Annotated in this window: 11 protein-coding genes, 1 tRNA gene, 1 other RNA gene and 1 pseudogene; 8 read left to right on the forward strand and 6 right to left on the reverse strand. The window is 71.6% G+C overall.

All coding sequences use genetic code 11. The annotated features are described in order from the left end of the window. Positions 1-103 precede the first annotated feature (103 nt). Both recR and GA707_RS10075 read right to left on the reverse strand, forming a co-directional pair. Positions 104-697, reverse strand: a pseudogene (gene recR / locus GA707_RS10070) (recombination mediator RecR); the annotation flags it as partial. Between the two features lie 87 nt (positions 698-784). Continuing rightward, positions 785-1,015 (reverse strand): heavy-metal-associated domain-containing protein, encoded by a 231-nt coding sequence (locus GA707_RS10075; protein ID WP_152178325.1) that lies wholly within the window; start codon positions 1,013-1,015, stop codon positions 785-787. 486 nt (positions 1,016-1,501) lie between these two features. On the opposite strand from GA707_RS10075, the gene GA707_RS10080 reads away from it, so the two are divergent. Further along, on the forward strand, positions 1,502-2,179 hold the full coding sequence (locus GA707_RS10080) for a lysophospholipid acyltransferase family protein (protein WP_370460040.1): 678 nt from the start codon (positions 1,502-1,504) through the stop codon (positions 2,177-2,179). A 28-nt stretch (positions 2,180-2,207) separates the two neighbouring features. Here the strand turns inward: GA707_RS10080 and GA707_RS10085 are convergent, their stop codons facing one another. Next, the gene (locus GA707_RS10085; protein ID WP_152178327.1) at positions 2,208-4,697 is read right to left on the reverse strand and encodes a DNA polymerase III subunit gamma and tau; all 2,490 of its coding nucleotides are present in this window, start codon (positions 4,695-4,697) and stop codon (positions 2,208-2,210) included. 90 nt (positions 4,698-4,787) lie between these two features. Next, entirely contained in the window at positions 4,788-7,289 is a 2,502-nt protein-coding gene (locus GA707_RS10090; protein ID WP_152178328.1) for a glycoside hydrolase family 3 C-terminal domain-containing protein, read from the reverse strand. Between the two features lie 59 nt (positions 7,290-7,348). Here GA707_RS10090 and GA707_RS10095 point away from each other — a divergent pair, with 59 nt between their 5' ends. The 3 genes from GA707_RS10095 (at position 7,349) to GA707_RS10105 (ending at position 9,291) form a co-directional block, all read left to right on the forward strand. Beyond that, complete coding sequence (locus GA707_RS10095) at positions 7,349-7,738, forward strand: nuclear transport factor 2 family protein (protein WP_152178329.1); 390 nt, start codon at positions 7,349-7,351, stop codon at positions 7,736-7,738. Positions 7,739-7,828: 90 nt separating this feature from the next. Beyond that, positions 7,829-8,410 carry a hypothetical protein gene (locus tag GA707_RS10100; protein ID WP_152178330.1) on the forward strand — a complete coding sequence of 194 codons (582 nt, stop codon included), beginning with the start codon at positions 7,829-7,831 and terminating at the stop codon, positions 8,408-8,410. A 65-nt stretch (positions 8,411-8,475) separates the two neighbouring features. After that, a complete protein-coding gene (locus GA707_RS10105) occupies positions 8,476-9,291 on the forward strand; it encodes a DsbA family oxidoreductase (protein WP_152178331.1) in 816 nt (271 codons plus the stop codon). Positions 9,292-9,314: 23 nt separating this feature from the next. On the opposite strand, the gene ffs is transcribed toward GA707_RS10105, so the two are convergent. Further along, positions 9,315-9,411: signal recognition particle sRNA small type (gene ffs / locus GA707_RS10110), an RNA gene on the reverse strand. A 155-nt stretch (positions 9,412-9,566) separates the two neighbouring features. Here ffs and GA707_RS10115 point away from each other — a divergent pair. The 3 genes from GA707_RS10115 to GA707_RS10125 all read left to right on the forward strand — a co-directional run bounded on the left by GA707_RS10115 (position 9,567) and on the right by GA707_RS10125 (position 12,333). Continuing rightward, positions 9,567-9,654 (forward strand) — tRNA-Ser (locus GA707_RS10115). A 253-nt stretch (positions 9,655-9,907) separates the two neighbouring features. Beyond that, a complete protein-coding gene (locus GA707_RS10120; protein ID WP_152178332.1) occupies positions 9,908-11,809 on the forward strand; it encodes a propionyl-CoA synthetase in 1,902 nt (633 codons plus the stop codon). Between the two features lie 122 nt (positions 11,810-11,931). After that, positions 11,932-12,333, forward strand: coding sequence for a hypothetical protein (locus GA707_RS10125; protein WP_152178333.1), 402 nt, complete (start codon positions 11,932-11,934; stop codon positions 12,331-12,333). A gap of 27 nt (positions 12,334-12,360) precedes the next feature. Here GA707_RS10125 and GA707_RS10130 read toward each other — a convergent pair whose 3' ends face one another. Further along, positions 12,361-14,007, reverse strand: coding sequence for a helicase HerA-like domain-containing protein (locus GA707_RS10130; RefSeq protein ID WP_226963750.1), 1,647 nt, complete (start codon positions 14,005-14,007; stop codon positions 12,361-12,363). A 172-nt stretch (positions 14,008-14,179) separates the two neighbouring features. Between GA707_RS10130 and GA707_RS10135 the strand changes: the two genes are divergently transcribed. Further along, positions 14,180-14,476 carry a type II toxin-antitoxin system VapB family antitoxin gene (locus tag GA707_RS10135; RefSeq protein WP_152178335.1) on the forward strand — a complete coding sequence of 99 codons (297 nt, stop codon included), beginning with the start codon at positions 14,180-14,182 and terminating at the stop codon, positions 14,474-14,476. Positions 14,477-14,484: the final 8 nt, after the last annotated feature.

Below are 14,484 nucleotides of genomic sequence, written 5' to 3' on the forward strand. Positions count from 1 at the left end.
CGGATGCTGCGGTCTGGTCTGCGGCCGGCTCTGCGGCACTCGGGTCTGCGGCCGGCTCTGCCGCGCGCGGGTCGGCGGTCGGCGCCGGCGGCCGGGCCCGGCTCATGACGCGCCGGCCCTCGAAGGCCCGTCCGAGGGTCACCTCGTCGGCGTACTCGAGGTCGCCGCCGACGGGCAGACCCGAGGCGAGCCGGCTCACGGTGATGCCTTCGAACGAGGAGAGCAGCCGGACGAGGTAGGACGCGGTGGCCTCGCCCTCGAGGTTGGGGTCGGTGGCGACGATCACCTCGGTGACCTCGTCGCTCGCGAGTCGCGTCATGAGCTCGGCGAAGCGCAGCTCCCCCGGACCGATGCCGTCCATCGGGCTGATCGCCCCGCCGAGGACGTGGTAGAGGCCGCGGAACTCGCGGGTGCGCTCGATGGCGACGACGTCCTTGGGCTCCTCCACCACGCAGATCGCGTGCGCGTCCCGGCGCGGGTCGAGGCAGATCCGGCACCGCTCACCCTCGGCGACGTTGCCGCAGACGTCGCAGAAGCGGACCTTGTCCTTGACCGCCTGGATGGCACCGACGAGACGGGTCACATCGACGGGGTCCGCCGCGAGCAGGTGGAAGGCCATCCGCTGGGCGCTCTTGGGTCCGATCCCGGGGAGTCTCCCGAGCTCGTCGATCAGATCCTGAACCGCGCCGTCGTACACAGTGGCGAGCCTATGCGTTCGTCCCGACACCGCACCGGACGCCGTCCCGGACCGGGAGGAGACGCGACGCTGTCGGGCGTGCCATGGTCAGGCGCCGAGGGGGGTGACCAGCTCGTAGCCGCCCGCCTCGTCGAGAGCCGCGGAGACCTCGTCCTGCCCGAGGTCGCGGACGGTCGTGACGACGATCGTGGAGGCACCGTCCTTGACCACGGTCACCTCGGCTCCCTCGACGCCGTCGAGCGCGGTGAGCTCCTCCTGCACGGCGCTCGCGCAGTGTCCGCAGGTCAGTCCTGTCGCATGGAAGGTCTGGGTCGACATGCCTCCACTCTAGGCCCGTCCGCGCGGACGCCGTCCACGTGATCTCCGTCCATCGACGACCGGACCGTGAGGCCGCGGCACACCGCCGCTCCACAACTCCCCGGCATGCCATCCGCGCCACATCCCACGCCCCTGACATACCCCCAGCCACACCACAACTCCCCGGCATGCCACCCGCGCCCCTGACATACCCCCAGCCGCTCCACACCTGCCCGGCATGCCACCCGCGCCCCATCCCACGCCCCTGACACACCCCAAGCCGCACCACAACTCCCCGGCATGCCACCCGCGCCACATCCCACGCCCCTGACATACCCCCAGCGACACCACAACTCCCCGGCATGCCACCCGCGCCACATCCCGCGCCCCTGGCATACCCCCTGCCACTCCACACCTCCCCGGCATGCCACCCGCGCCACATCCCGCGCCACCGCTCGGCAGGCCATGGACACCGGCTCGCCGGTGTCGACCCGAGGGGCTAGCGTGCTGTGCGTGTTCTTCCGCGCGGTCCGACAGGTGCTCATCCCGCTGAGCCATGCCGTGTACCGGCCGACCATCGTCGGCACGGAGAACGTCCCCCGCTCCGGTGGAGTCCTCCTCGCGAGCAACCATCTGTCCTTCATCGACTCCTTCGTCATCCCGCTCGCAGCCCCGCGGCCGGTCAACTTCCTCGCCAAGTCCGACTACTTCACCGGACCCGGCATCGGCGGCGCCATCCGCCGCGAGCTGTTCACCGCCATGGGCGCGATACCGGTGGACCGCAACTCCGCGAGCGCCGCGCAGGAGTCGCTCGACTCGGCGCTCGAGGTGCTCAGGGCGGGCGGGGCCTTCGGCATCTACCCCGAGGGCACGAGGTCGCGCGACGGGCGCCTCTACCGCGGCCGGACGGGGGTCGCGTGGCTCGCTCTGACGGCGGATGCTCCCGTCGTGCCGGTGGGGCTCGTCGGCACCGAGGAGGCGCAGCCGGTCGGGGCGTCGATGCCGCGACTGGCCAAGGTCACGGTGCGGTTCGGCGAGCCGATCTCCCCCGACTCCTACGCCGGGATGCCGGCCGGTCGGGCCCGGCGCGAGCTGACCGACGACGTCATGACCGCCATCCAGGCGCTCACGGGCCAGGAGCCGGCCGGCACCTACAACGACGTGCCGGCCCGCCCCGCGGGGTAGCCACCACAGCGGGCGGCTCGTGCGGCGGCTACTCGTCGCTCTCGCGGATGACCGTGCCGCCGAGCACGCGCTCGACGACCGCCTGCCCGATCTCCCCCGATGTCTCGATGTCCTCGTCGTCGGCGCTGATGGAGTCGGGATCGTCGACGACCTCGGCGGCCTTCGGTGGAACCGCTGCGGGTGTCGCGGCGTCGCGCCCACCAGGGCCCGGCGCGCGCTCGATCGGGTCCTCGCCACCGGTCGCCCACGACGGAGCCGACGCGGCCGGGGGTGGAGCGCTGCTCCAGTCCGGCTCGCCCGTGCGGGCCGTCGCAGCGCCGGGGGTCTGTGCCGTATGCGCCGGTCGCCCACCACGCACGGGCGGCGGACCGTCGCCGGTCGGGTCCGGCGACCCGGGCCGAGCACCGATGGCTGCAACGGGGGACGCTCCGGCTCCCTCCGTGGCCGGTCCCTGACCCGCTACCCGGAAGTCTGGCGGGGCCGCCACGGCTTCCGGCCGGTCACCCCGCGATTCCGGTCGGCCACCTCGGGGGTCGTCCGGGGCGGCACCGTCGGCCGTCGACCCGACGCCGGACGCACCGGCGGCCCGCTGAGCAGCCGGATGGTCGGCCGGCCCGGACGCATCCTGGGCGGTCTGCGGTGGACGTGCGCTGAGCGCGGCAGGAGTCGTCACCGGCCCACCTCGGATCCCTGCCGAGTGCCGCGCCGCGTCGGGCGCATCCGCGTCGACGACGCACTCGACCCGGGCGTCGAGGCCCAGGACCTCCATGAGCGCCTCCTGCACCCACGCGGGGTGGGCGCCACGACGGAAGGTCTCCGCGAGACCCGCCGTCTCGATGGCGAGCACCAGCCGTGACCCATCGAACGACGTCGGCTGGGCGCTCGCCGAGACCAGCGTCCAGGTGACGCGCTTGTGCCGGGACAGCCAGTCGAGGATGTCGGGCCAGGCGCGCACGATCGCGGCATGGTCGAGTCCGCCGGCTGTCGGTGCACGTGTCGGTTCAGGTGCAGGTGGTGACGCTGGTATCGACTCGGGGACGGACGCGGACGCGGGCTCAGCCACCCGCGCCGACGGGGTCTGCTCCGGGGCCGCGCCGCTCGAGTGCGACAGAGCATCGCCGCTCGACTCCGACCGCTCCTTCGGGGGAGTGTCGGTCCTGCCGTCGGGTGCCGGTGACGCCGACAACCCGTCCGTCGGCGAGGCCGTGACGGGGGGCACGCCCGCGGTCGGAGGCAGGGCCGAACCTGCGGCCGGTGCGGTCGCCGAGGACGCGGACGCGGCGTCCTCGGACACTGCGGTCGAGGGCTGCGCTGCCGGCGCCACCTCACGGGCAGGAGGGGCCATCCCGGACCCGACCCCCATCTCGAGGCGCCGCTCGACGCGGTCCAGGCGCGCCGCATACCCCTGCGGGCCGGAGGCCCCGGGCAGAAGCAAGCGGGCGATGATCAGCTCGAGCTGCAGCCGGGGCGCGGTCGCCCCGGTCATCTCGGTCAGGCCGGCGTTGACGATGTCGGCCGCCCGGGAGAGACCTCCGGGGCCGAAGGCAGCGGCCTGGACGTGCATCCGGTCGAGCTGGTCGCTGGGCACCCCCCGCAGCACGCCGGCGGCGCCGTCCGGCACCGCGGCGCAGATGATGAGGTCGCGCAGCCGCTGGAGCAGGTCCTCGACGAACCGACGGGGGTCCAGGCCCGTCTCGATGACCTTGTCCACCTCGCCGAACGCGGCCGCGGCGTCACCGTGCCCGATCGCGGTGATCGTCGCGTCGAGCAGCTCGGCGTCGGTGAATCCGAGCAGCGCCGCGGCACCGGCGTAGGTCAGACCCTGCTCCCCGGAGCCGGCGATCAGCTGGTCGAGCACCGACAAGGAGTCACGGACCGACCCGCCGCCGGCGCGCACGACGAAGGACAGGACACCCGGCTCGACCGGCACGCCCTCGGACGCGCACACGGTCGACAGGTAGTCCTGCAGCTGGGCGGGCGGCACGAGCCGGAACGGATAGTGGTGGGTGCGCGAGCGGATCGTGCCGATGACCTTCTCCGGCTCGGTCGTCGCGAAGACGAACTTCACGTGCTCGGGCGGCTCCTCGACGATCTTGAGCAGGGCGTTGAAGCCCTGCGGCGTGACCATGTGCGCCTCGTCGATGATGTAGATCTTGTAGCGGCTCTGGGCCGGGCCGTAGGACGCGCGCTCGCGCAGCTCGCGGGCGTCGTCGACGCCGCCGTGCGAGGCCGCGTCGATCTCGATGACGTCGACGGTTCCGGCACCGCGGCGCGCCAGGGCGACGCACGAGTCACAGACGCCGCAGGGGGTGGCGGTCGGCCCCTCGGCACAGTTCAGGCAGCGCGCCAGGATGCGGGCGCTCGTCGTCTTGCCGCATCCGCGCGGGCCGCTGAAGAGGTAGGCGTGGCCCACCCGCCCGGTCCGCAACGCCTGCTGCAGCGGCTCGGTCACGTGCTCCTGGCCGATGACGTCCGCGAACGTCTCCGGGCGGTAGCGGCGGTAGAGGGCCTGGGTCACGTTCGCAACCCTAACCGCCGAGGCCGACGGTGCACCGCCCGATCCACAGGCGCCTGCGGCGCCACCGGTCCGTACGCCGACATCGCGGCCTCACCGCCGCCGGAACCGCCGCCGGAGCCGTTCGGTCCGGGTCCCCGCGAGGGCCCGCACGACGGCGCCCCCGTCGCGGGCCGCCGCGCGCCAGTCACCGTTGAGGGTGTCGACGACGGTACGCACCATCTCCGGTGTGAGCCCACCCTGGAGCATCATCCGCGGCACGACCTCGCGCGCCAGGTCCCGGGCGTCGCCGGCGAACACGGTGCCGTCGCCGGCCATGTCCCTCGCCAGGGCGCCCGCGACGAGGTCGTGCAGGCGCCGCCCGGCGGCACTGTGCAGCACGTCCGCGAGGGGCGTGTTCTCGGTGAACTCGCCCGGGCGGTCGGCGACGTTGTCCGGGAGGTCCTCGTCGAGCAGGTCCTCGAACGCCCGCCGGGAGAACACGTGGTGCGGATGGAGGGACCGGTATGCGCGGCACGTGGGCGAGCAGTCCGGCTCGGCCCCGCCGTGGGTCACGACCCGATGGCTCGCGCGGACCTCGCTCGACGACGCCGAGACGTGGACCTGCCAGGCCCCGTTCTCGACGACGAACGCTCCGCTCGCGACGTCCCAGTGGTGAAACGCCGCGACGTCCACGGGGATGGTGACCCGCTCGCTCTCCCCCGCCAGCAGGTGGACCTTCGCGAACCCGGCCAGCGTGCGGCGCGGCCGGTGGATACCGACGTCGGTGCGTTCCGCATACACCTGGACGACGTCCGAACCGGGGCGGGTTCCGGTGTTGGTCACCGTCACCGACACCTCGAGCCGGCCGTCGGTGAGCTCGGCGGGCGTGACGTCGGCGGCGCTGAGCGACGAGTCGGTCCACTCGAACGTCGTGTACGAGAGTCCGTGCCCGAAGGGGAAGGCGACCGGCACGTCCGCGGTGTCGAACCACCGGTAGCCGACGAACAGCGACTCGCGGTACTCCGCCTGACGTGGGCCGTTGGGGATCGCCGCGACGGGGTGGTCGCCGAGAGCGGCGGGGAAGGTCTCCGCGAGCCGTCCGCCGGGGTCGGTCGCGCCCGTGAGCACGTCCGCGAGGGCGGCCCCGGCGGCCTGGCCGCCGAGGTAGGCCTGGAGGATCGCCGGGACCTCGTCCCGCCAGGGCAGCGTGACGGGGGCTCCGCTCACGACCACGACGACCGTACGTGGGTTCGTGGCCGCGACCGCCCGCACGAGTGCGTCGTGAGGGGCGGGCAGGTCCATCGCGGTGCGGTCGAGACCCTCGGTCTCGTGGCTCTCCGGCAGCCCCACGACGACGACCGCGACATCGGCCTCTGCCGCCTCGCGCACGGCGACCTGTCGCAGGGGTGGGCTGTCGACATCGTCGTGGCGGCGATAACCGGGCACGTAGTGGATCTGGCTGAACGGCAGCCGTTTGCGCAGCTCGGACCGCAACGTGGCCACCCGGGTCGGCACGACGCGGGAGCTGCCGGAGCCCTGGAACCGCGGCTCGCCGGCGAGAGCGCCGATGAGCGCGATCCGGTAGGGCGCCTGCAGTCGGGGTGCGAACGGCAGCACCGGCGCGCCGTCGACGGGCTCGTTGCGCAGGAGCACCGTCCCGGCCGAGGCGGTCAGCCGGCCGAGGTGGTGGTGCGCATCCTCGTCGAACGGCTCGACAGGGTCCGCCCTGCGCTCCTCGGCGCGCTGGATCAGCCGCAGGACGGCGCGGGCGGCACGGTCCAGGTCGGCCTCGTCCAGGCGACCCCCTTCCACGGCGTCGACGGTCTCGGCCACGCGGTCCGCCCCGTCGCCGGGCATCTGCAGGTCCATCCCGGCGGCGAGCGAGGCCACCCGGTCGTTCACCGCGCCCCAGTCGGAGATCACCGCGCCGTCGAAGCCCCATTCCTCCCGGAGCACCCGGGTCAGAAGCGTCGGGCTCTCCGTGGCGTAGGTGCCGTTGACGCGGTTGTATGCGCTCATCACCGTCGCGACCTGCGCACCGACGGCGGCCCGGAAGGCCGGGAGGTAGATCTCGCGCAACGCCCGCTCGTCGACGATGGCGTCGACGGAGAAGCGCCGGTGCTCCTGGTTGTTCACCGCGAAGTGCTTCACGCAGGCGTCGACACCCGCTGACTGGACCCCCTCGATCCAGGCCGCTCCCGCGACCCCGGAGAGGAGCGGGTCCTCGCTGAAGTACTCGAAGTTGCGGCCGCACAGCGGTGACCGCTTGATGTTGACGCCGGGTCCGAGCAGGACGTCCACCCCGGCGGCCCGGGCCTCACGTCCGAGGGCCTGGCCCACGCGTCTGACGACCTCGCGGTCCCACGTCGACCCGAGGAGCGAAGCGGTCGGGAAACACGTCGCCGGTGCGGTCCCACGCCCCCGGGGGTCGCCCTCGGTCCGAACCTTGCGTACGCCGTGCGGACCGTCGGCGAGGGACAGTCCGCGGACGCCGTGCTCGGGGAGGGGTGCCACGGCCCACGCGCCCAGCCCGATCGTCAGCGCGGCCTTCTCGGCGATGGTCAGGCGGCTCAGCACGTCCTCGACGTCGAAGGTCACGCCCGGGTTCACCATGTCCGGATTCAAGCAGACCCAGGTGCCGTGCCGGGCACCACCTCTGCGACACTAACGTGATGGCCACGGACGTCAAGGACCGGACGGCACGCACCCGAGAGGTGATCTCGGACTTCGTCGACGTCGTCCATGCGCGGGACTACGACCGGATGCGGTCGATGCTGACCCCGGACTTCACCGCGGAGTACCCCCACACGGGGGAGGTGTTCGACCTCGACAGCTATATCCGACTCAGCCGGGACTACCCCGGAGGGCCGTGGCGGATCCACATCGAGGAGCGGGTCGTCGAGGGCGACCGCGCGGTGTGCAGGGCGACGATCGAGAACGGGCAGGCGACGTTCTTCATGGCCTGCTTCGTCACCGTGGACCCCTCCGACCGGATCAGCCGGATCATCGAGGTGTGGACCACCGAGGTCGCTCCCCGCCAGTCGGAGTACCGACCCGGCTGACCGAACCAGGCCGAGGAGCGGGGCCGCAAAACCCCGCGACCGGGTCCGTGGCGCGTACGGTCGATGATGACCTACGGGAGGACTTCGATCATGTCGGTGCGATCTATGAAGGGGCGGGCTGTCGCCGCGATCCTGACGGCCGGCGCGCTCGCGCTGAGCGGCTGCGGGAGTGGTGCGCCGGACGGAGCGGAGGTCGGCGAGGCAGTCGAGTCGGCGGTCGCCGAGGCCACGGACGCGGTGACCGACGGCTCGCTGGAGGAGATGCAGCAGGACGCCGAGCAGATGGCCGAGGAGATGGCCGAGGGACTCGAGGCGCAGCAGGAGGCTCAGGGTGGTGGCTCGGCCACCCTGACCGCCGGCGACCAGACCTGGACCTTCGACCGCGTGCTGTGCGCGTTCGGCGAGGAGGAGATCGGCCAGGAGGGAGCGGAGTTCGTGCTCTCCTCGATCCAGGACGGCCTGCAGTTCTACGTCTCGATCGACGAGTTCGGCCACTTCGTCAGCATCGACGACGTCGAGGACTTCGAGAACCCGTCCGTCGCTCTCTCCAACGACGGCGCCGCCGGGGAGTTCATCACGCTCGACGGCAAGGACGTGAGCGGTGAGGTCACGATGGTCGACGACACCGGCGCCGACGACGTCGAGGCGAGCTTCGAGGCGACCTGTCCCTGAGCCGGACTCGACCCGCGCGAGGTCGGCGGATCAGCGGAGGCGGACGACCGCATACCCTGGAAGGCGTGCGTATCGATGTCTGGTCCGATTTCCTCTGCCCGTTCTGCCACCTCGGCCGCCGTCAGCTCGAGCTGGCCCTGGCCGAGTTCGAGCACGCCGACGACGTCGACGTGGTCTGGCACAGCTTCCAGCTCGACCGCACCGCCCCGGACGTGATCGACACCCCGAACGTCCAGCGGGTCGCGGACAAGTACGGCGTGAGTATCGAGCAGATGGAGGAGACACACCGGCAGATGGCCGAGTCGGCCGCCCAGGTCGGGCTCGACTTCCAGTGGCAGCGGACCGTCGGCGGCAACTCGTATGCGGCGCACCGGCTGCACCACTACGCCCGGTCCGCGGGACGCGAGCAGGAGTTCATGGACCGGCTGATGCGCGGGTGGTACAGCGAAGGCGCGTCGATCGGCGACCACGAGACGCTCGTCCGCCTGGGGCTCGACGCCGGTCTGCACGCCGGTGAGATGCGTTCGGTGCTCGAGTCGGACGACTTCGGCCAGGACGTCCGCACCGACCTCGCCCTGGCGAGCCAGATCGGGATCACTGCCGTGCCGACCTTCGTCCTCGACCAGAAGTACGGAGTGTCCGGTGCCCAGGGTGTCGAGCCGATGCTCCAGGCGATCCGCTATGCCTGGGAGGACCAGGGCAACCGGCCGGAGCCTGTGTCCGGCGGCTGCGGCGGCGGATGTTGTGGCGGGGCGTGTGGTTCCGGCGAGGGCGCCGACGTCAGCGGGTCGGCGGAGACCGAGGTCGACGCGGCGGCGGGTTGCGGCGGGGGCGGATGCGGCGGCATGTGCGGCACCCACGAGGACGCCGCGACCCACTGAGGCGACCACGGCGGGTCGTCGGAGACGAGGACACCCCGCGTACCTGGAAGAGCTCACCTGCCCTTGCTGCATTCCTGCCCTGGGGGAGTTCAGTGAGGTACCACCACGCGGGGTGCCGGGAGCCAGTCTAGGTCGGAGCATGGTCGGAGGCGAAAACGGGCCCGGCTCGGCTGCGTGGAACGGATCGCCCTCGCCGCGGCGCAGGGCCGGGAGGCTCCTCCTGTCCGTGCGACGGATTTCGTGGCCACACCGGGACTCGGGTAACCTCCTCCGTTGGAGGATTCGCATAGTGGCCTAGTGCGCACGATTGGAAATCGTGTTGGGATAAAACCCTCGGGGGTTCAAATCCCCCATCCTCCGCCACACGACTCAGCCCCGGGAGCATGCGACCGGGGCTTTGTCGTGGGCGGGGGAGGGTGATGCTCGATCCCCATCCTCCGCCGACGACGGATGGTTGTGCACACGTTTCAGGCGTCGAACCGTGAATGGAACCATCTCTCGTCGGACGTGAGAGCGTCAGCGAGTTCCTGCCGCTCGTCGCCCGCGAGGCGCCGCCCACGGACCGGGGTGACCCACGCCCTAGCCAGGCCGAACCCGGCCCAGCAGGATGGCGATCATGGGCAACGGCGCGTACACCACCGCATACGAACAGGCACTCACCGACCCCAACGCCTTCTGGGGGGAGGCCGCGTCGGCGATCGACTGGATCACGCCACCGACGACGGTCCTGGACGACAGCAACCCGCCGTTCTACCGGTGGTTCACCGGCGCCACGCTCAACACGTGCTTCAACGCGCTCGACCGGCACGTCGAGGGCGGCCGCGGCGAGCAGGTGGCGCTGTACTACGACAGCCCCGTGACCGGCACCACGGAACGGTTCACCTACGCCGAGCTGCTCGACCAGGTCAGCCGGTTCGCCGGCGCCCTCCGCAGCCTCGGCGTCGAGAAGGGCGACCGCGTCGTCATCTACATGCCGATGGTCCCGCAGGCCGTCGTCGCCATGCTCGCGTGTGCCCGGCTCGGGGCGATCCACTCCGTCGTCTTCGGCGGCTTCGCCCCGGCCGAGCTCGCCGCCCGCATCGAGGACGCCAACCCCAAGGTCATCGTCTCCGCATCCTGCGGGATCGAGCCGACCCGCGTCGTCGAGTACAAGCCGTACCTCGACGCCGCGATCGAGCGCAGCAGCCACAAGCCCGAGCGGTGCGTCATCCTCCAGCGTGAGCAGGCCAGAGCCGAGATGGGCGTGCGGGACCTGGACTGGGACGAGCTCATGGCGAGCGAGGCGGCCCGGCCGACCGAGTGCGTCGACGTCGCGGCGACCGACCCGCTCTACGTCCTCTACACCTCGGGGACCACGGGCCGCCCGAAGGGGATCGTCCGCGACAACGGCGGCCACGCCGTGGCGCTGCGGTGGTCGATGGAGAACGTCTACGGCATCGGGCCCGGCGACGTGTGGTTCACCGCCTCCGACGTCGGGTGGGTCGTCGGCCACTCCTACATCGTCTACGCACCCCTCCTCACCGGAGCCACGACCGTCCTCTACGAGGGCAAGCCGGTCGGCACGCCGGACGCCGGCGCCTTCTTCCGGGTCATCGCCGACTACGGGGTGAAGGCGATGTTCACGGCACCCACCGCATACCGCGCCATCAAGAAGGAGGACGCGGCCGGCGACCTCATGCGCCGGCACGACCTGTCGTCACTGCAGACCCTGTTCCTCGCGGGTGAGCGCCTCGACCCCGACACCTACGAGTGGGCGAGCGAGCGGCTCGGGATCCCGGTCGTCGACAACTGGTGGCAGACCGAGACCGGGTGGCCGATCGCGGCGAACCTGCGGGGTCTGGAGCCGATGCCGATCAAGCCCGGCTCCCCCTCGGTCCCGGTGCCCGGGTACGACGTGCACGTCCTCGACGAGCTCGGCGGGCAGGTCGAGCCCGGCCACGAGGGCGCCATCTGCATCCGCCTGCCCATGCCTCCGGGCACATTGCCAACACTGTGGAACGACGACGAGCGGTACGTCGCCGGGTACCTCTCGACGTTCGAGGGCTACTACCTCACCGGCGACGGCGGCCTGATCGACGAGGACGGCTACCTCTTCGTCATGGGACGCACCGACGACGTCCTCAACGTCGCCGGGCACCGCCTGTCCACGGGCTCGATCGAGGCGGCGCTCGCCGGCCACCCCGCCGTCGCCGAATGCGCGGTGATCGGGGTCGCCGACGACTTCAAGGGTCAGATCCCCCGTGGCCTGGTCGTCCTCAAGGGCGGGATCGACGTCGACGGCGACGGCGACCGGATCGTCGCAGAGCTCGTCCAGCGGGTCCGCGACGAGGTCGGCGCCGTGGCCGCTCTGCGCCAGGTCGACATCGTCCCTGCGCTGCCCAAGACCCGCTCGGGCAAGATCCTGCGCAAGACGATGCGCGAGATCGCGGACGGCAAGACCCCTGCCGTCCCGGGCACGATCGAGGACGCCTCGGTCCTGGACCGGCTCGCGGACACCCTGCGCAACACGCGCCACTGAGGGCTTCCGTTCGGGCAGGTCCTCCGCAGGCCGGGGGTCGTGGCCGCACCCGACCCGGTCGTCGTGCAGGCGAGAACACCGCGAGCCCGTCGCCGGCTCGCACGGGTGGCAGCATGGTGGGCATGCTCACCGTGCAGCTCGCCCGTGACCTCGCCGCCGCAGGCGTGCTGTGGCAGCCCCAGGCGGGAGACCGCTTCATCATCGACGCGGAGCTCCTCACCGGTGAGGTGTTCTGGATCTCTGACCTGACGGTCGAGGTCTACCACTACGAGGGGCAGTCGCTGCTCGGCTTCAACGGCACGACGGAGTGGGCCCTGGACGCCGTCACCCTGGACCAGGCGCTGTGGTTGCCGCGGGAGGACCAGCTGCGCGAGCTGCTCGGCGACCGGCTGCTGTGGGTCGCCCCCGCAGCGCAGGGATGGGAGGTGCGCTACACCGTCGGCGACGCACCGCGCACCCTGACCGACCTCAGCCTCGAATGCGCCTACGCCCGGGCCATCCTCTCGCTCGACGGCTCCCGCTGAGCGCTCGGTCCGGTCGGCCCCCGGGCGTCAGCGCCGGCGCGAGTTGCCGAAGATCGACCGGGTGATCTCCCGTCCGATGACCGTTCCCGCCGATCGGAGCATCGACCTGAAGGCGCTCGACTGCACGACCGACTCGACGACGCCGGGGTCCTCCTTGGCCTGCCGGGCCGCCTGCTTCTCGGCGGCGGCGCGTTGCTTCTCCGCGGCCGCACGGTCCTTCTCCGCCTGGGCCGCGGCCGCCTCACGGATGCGGGCGTTCTCCTCCTCGAGGCGCGCCTGCTCCTCCGCGGCGGTGCGCGTGGCCTCCTGCTCGGTCAGCATCTCGAGCGCGGACTCCCGCTCGACCGCCTCCCAGTACTTCGCCCGCAGCGGCGAGGACTCGACCGCGGCGTCGAGGACGGAGTCCGACGACGGGTCCATGAGTGACTGCGGCGCCCGCATCCTCGTCCACGCCACGGGTGTGGGGGCCCCCTTCTCGGACAGGACCGTGATCACGGCCTCGCCGATTCCGAGCGAGGTGAGCAGCTCCTCGAGGTCGTACTCGGTGTCCGGGTAGGTCCGCACCGCGGCCCGCAGCGCCTTCTGGTCATCCGGAGTGAAGGCCCGCAGGGCGTGCTGGACCCGGTTCCCGAGCTGTGCGAGCACATCGCCCGGGACGTCCTTCGGTGACTGCGTGACGAAGAAGACGCCGACCCCCTTGGACCGGATCAGTCGCACCGTCTGCTGGATCGCGTTCAGGAAGTCCTTGCTCGCGCCGTTGAACAGCAGGTGCGCCTCGTCGAAGAAGAACACGAGCTTGGGCTTGTCGAGATCGCCCTCCTCGGGCAGCGAGGCGAACAGGTCGGCCAGCAGCCACATGAGGAACGTCGAGAACAGCTCAGGCTTGTCCTGGACCGCGGGCAGCTCGAGGAGCGACAGCTGGCCCCGGCCGTCGGCCGCCTGTCGGATGAGGTCGTCGCTGTCGAACTCGGGCAGCCCGAAGAACACATCGGCACCCTGTGCGGCGAACGCGGTCAGCTCACGCAGGATGACCCCCGCCGTCGCGGTGGAGATCCCGCCGATCCCTATGAGCTCGGCCTTGCCGACGTCGGAGGTGAGGAACTGGATGACCGCCCTCAGGTCCTCGAGGGTGTCCAGCCACAGTCCGTTGCCGTCGGCGTAGTGGAAGATCAGCTGGAGGCTGGACTCCTGGGTCTGGTTCAGTCCAAGGACCTTGGCCAGGAGAATGGGGCCGAACTGCGAGACGCTCGCCCGGATCGGGATGCCCTTGCCCTGGCCGCCGAGCGAGAAGAACTCCGCGGGGTATGCGGTGGGCACCCACTCCAGACCGACGTCGGCCGAGCGTTCGAGCAGCTTGTCGTTGCTCTCCCCGGCGCTGGCCATACCCGAGAGGTCGCCCTTGATGTCGGCCAGGAAGACCGGCACGCCCTGCTCGATCAGCTGCTCGGCCATGAGCTGGAGCGTCTTCGTCTTGCCCGTCCCAGTCGCACCGGCGACCAGACCGTGCCGGTTCATCATCGACAGCGGGATCCGCACCCCTGCGTCGGGGAAGGCCCGGTCGTCGACCACTCCGGCGCCGAAGTGCAGCGCCGGCCCGTCGAAGGCATAGCCCTCCCGGATGGCGGCGACCAGGGCCGGCTCCCCCGAGCCGGACGGGTCCTCGGAGGTGCTCACGGCGTCTGTGCCCACGGCGTCGTCACTCACGCGCCCCAGGGTAGTGGTGCACCGGTCCCGGTACGGCGGTGGCCCGATGGGCACCCTGCCGACCTTGCGTTTCGATAACGACCGGGCTGCGCCGGCGACGGGTACGCCACGGTGAGCACCGCATACCTCGTAGGCTGCCTGAGTGATCTTCAAGGCTGTGGGCGACTCCCGCCCCTATCCCGACCACGGGCGGGTGACCCCGAAGGACTGGTCCGACGTGCCCCCGCGGATGGTGCGCCTCGACGACCTGATCACGACCAAGCGGAGTATAGACCTCGGGACGCTGCTCTCGGAGGACTCGACCTTCTACGGCGACCTGTTCGCGCACGTGGTCGACTGGGAGGGCGACCTGTACCTCGAGGAGGGCCTGCACCGGGCGCTGCGCGCCGCGCTCCAGCAGCGCGCCACCCTGCACGCCCGGGTCCTTGTTCTTCACTAGGGTTCGGT

It is taken from the genome of Nostocoides sp. F2B08 (assembly GCF_009184895.1).
Classification (GTDB): Bacteria; Actinomycetota; Actinomycetes; order Actinomycetales; family Dermatophilaceae; genus F2B08.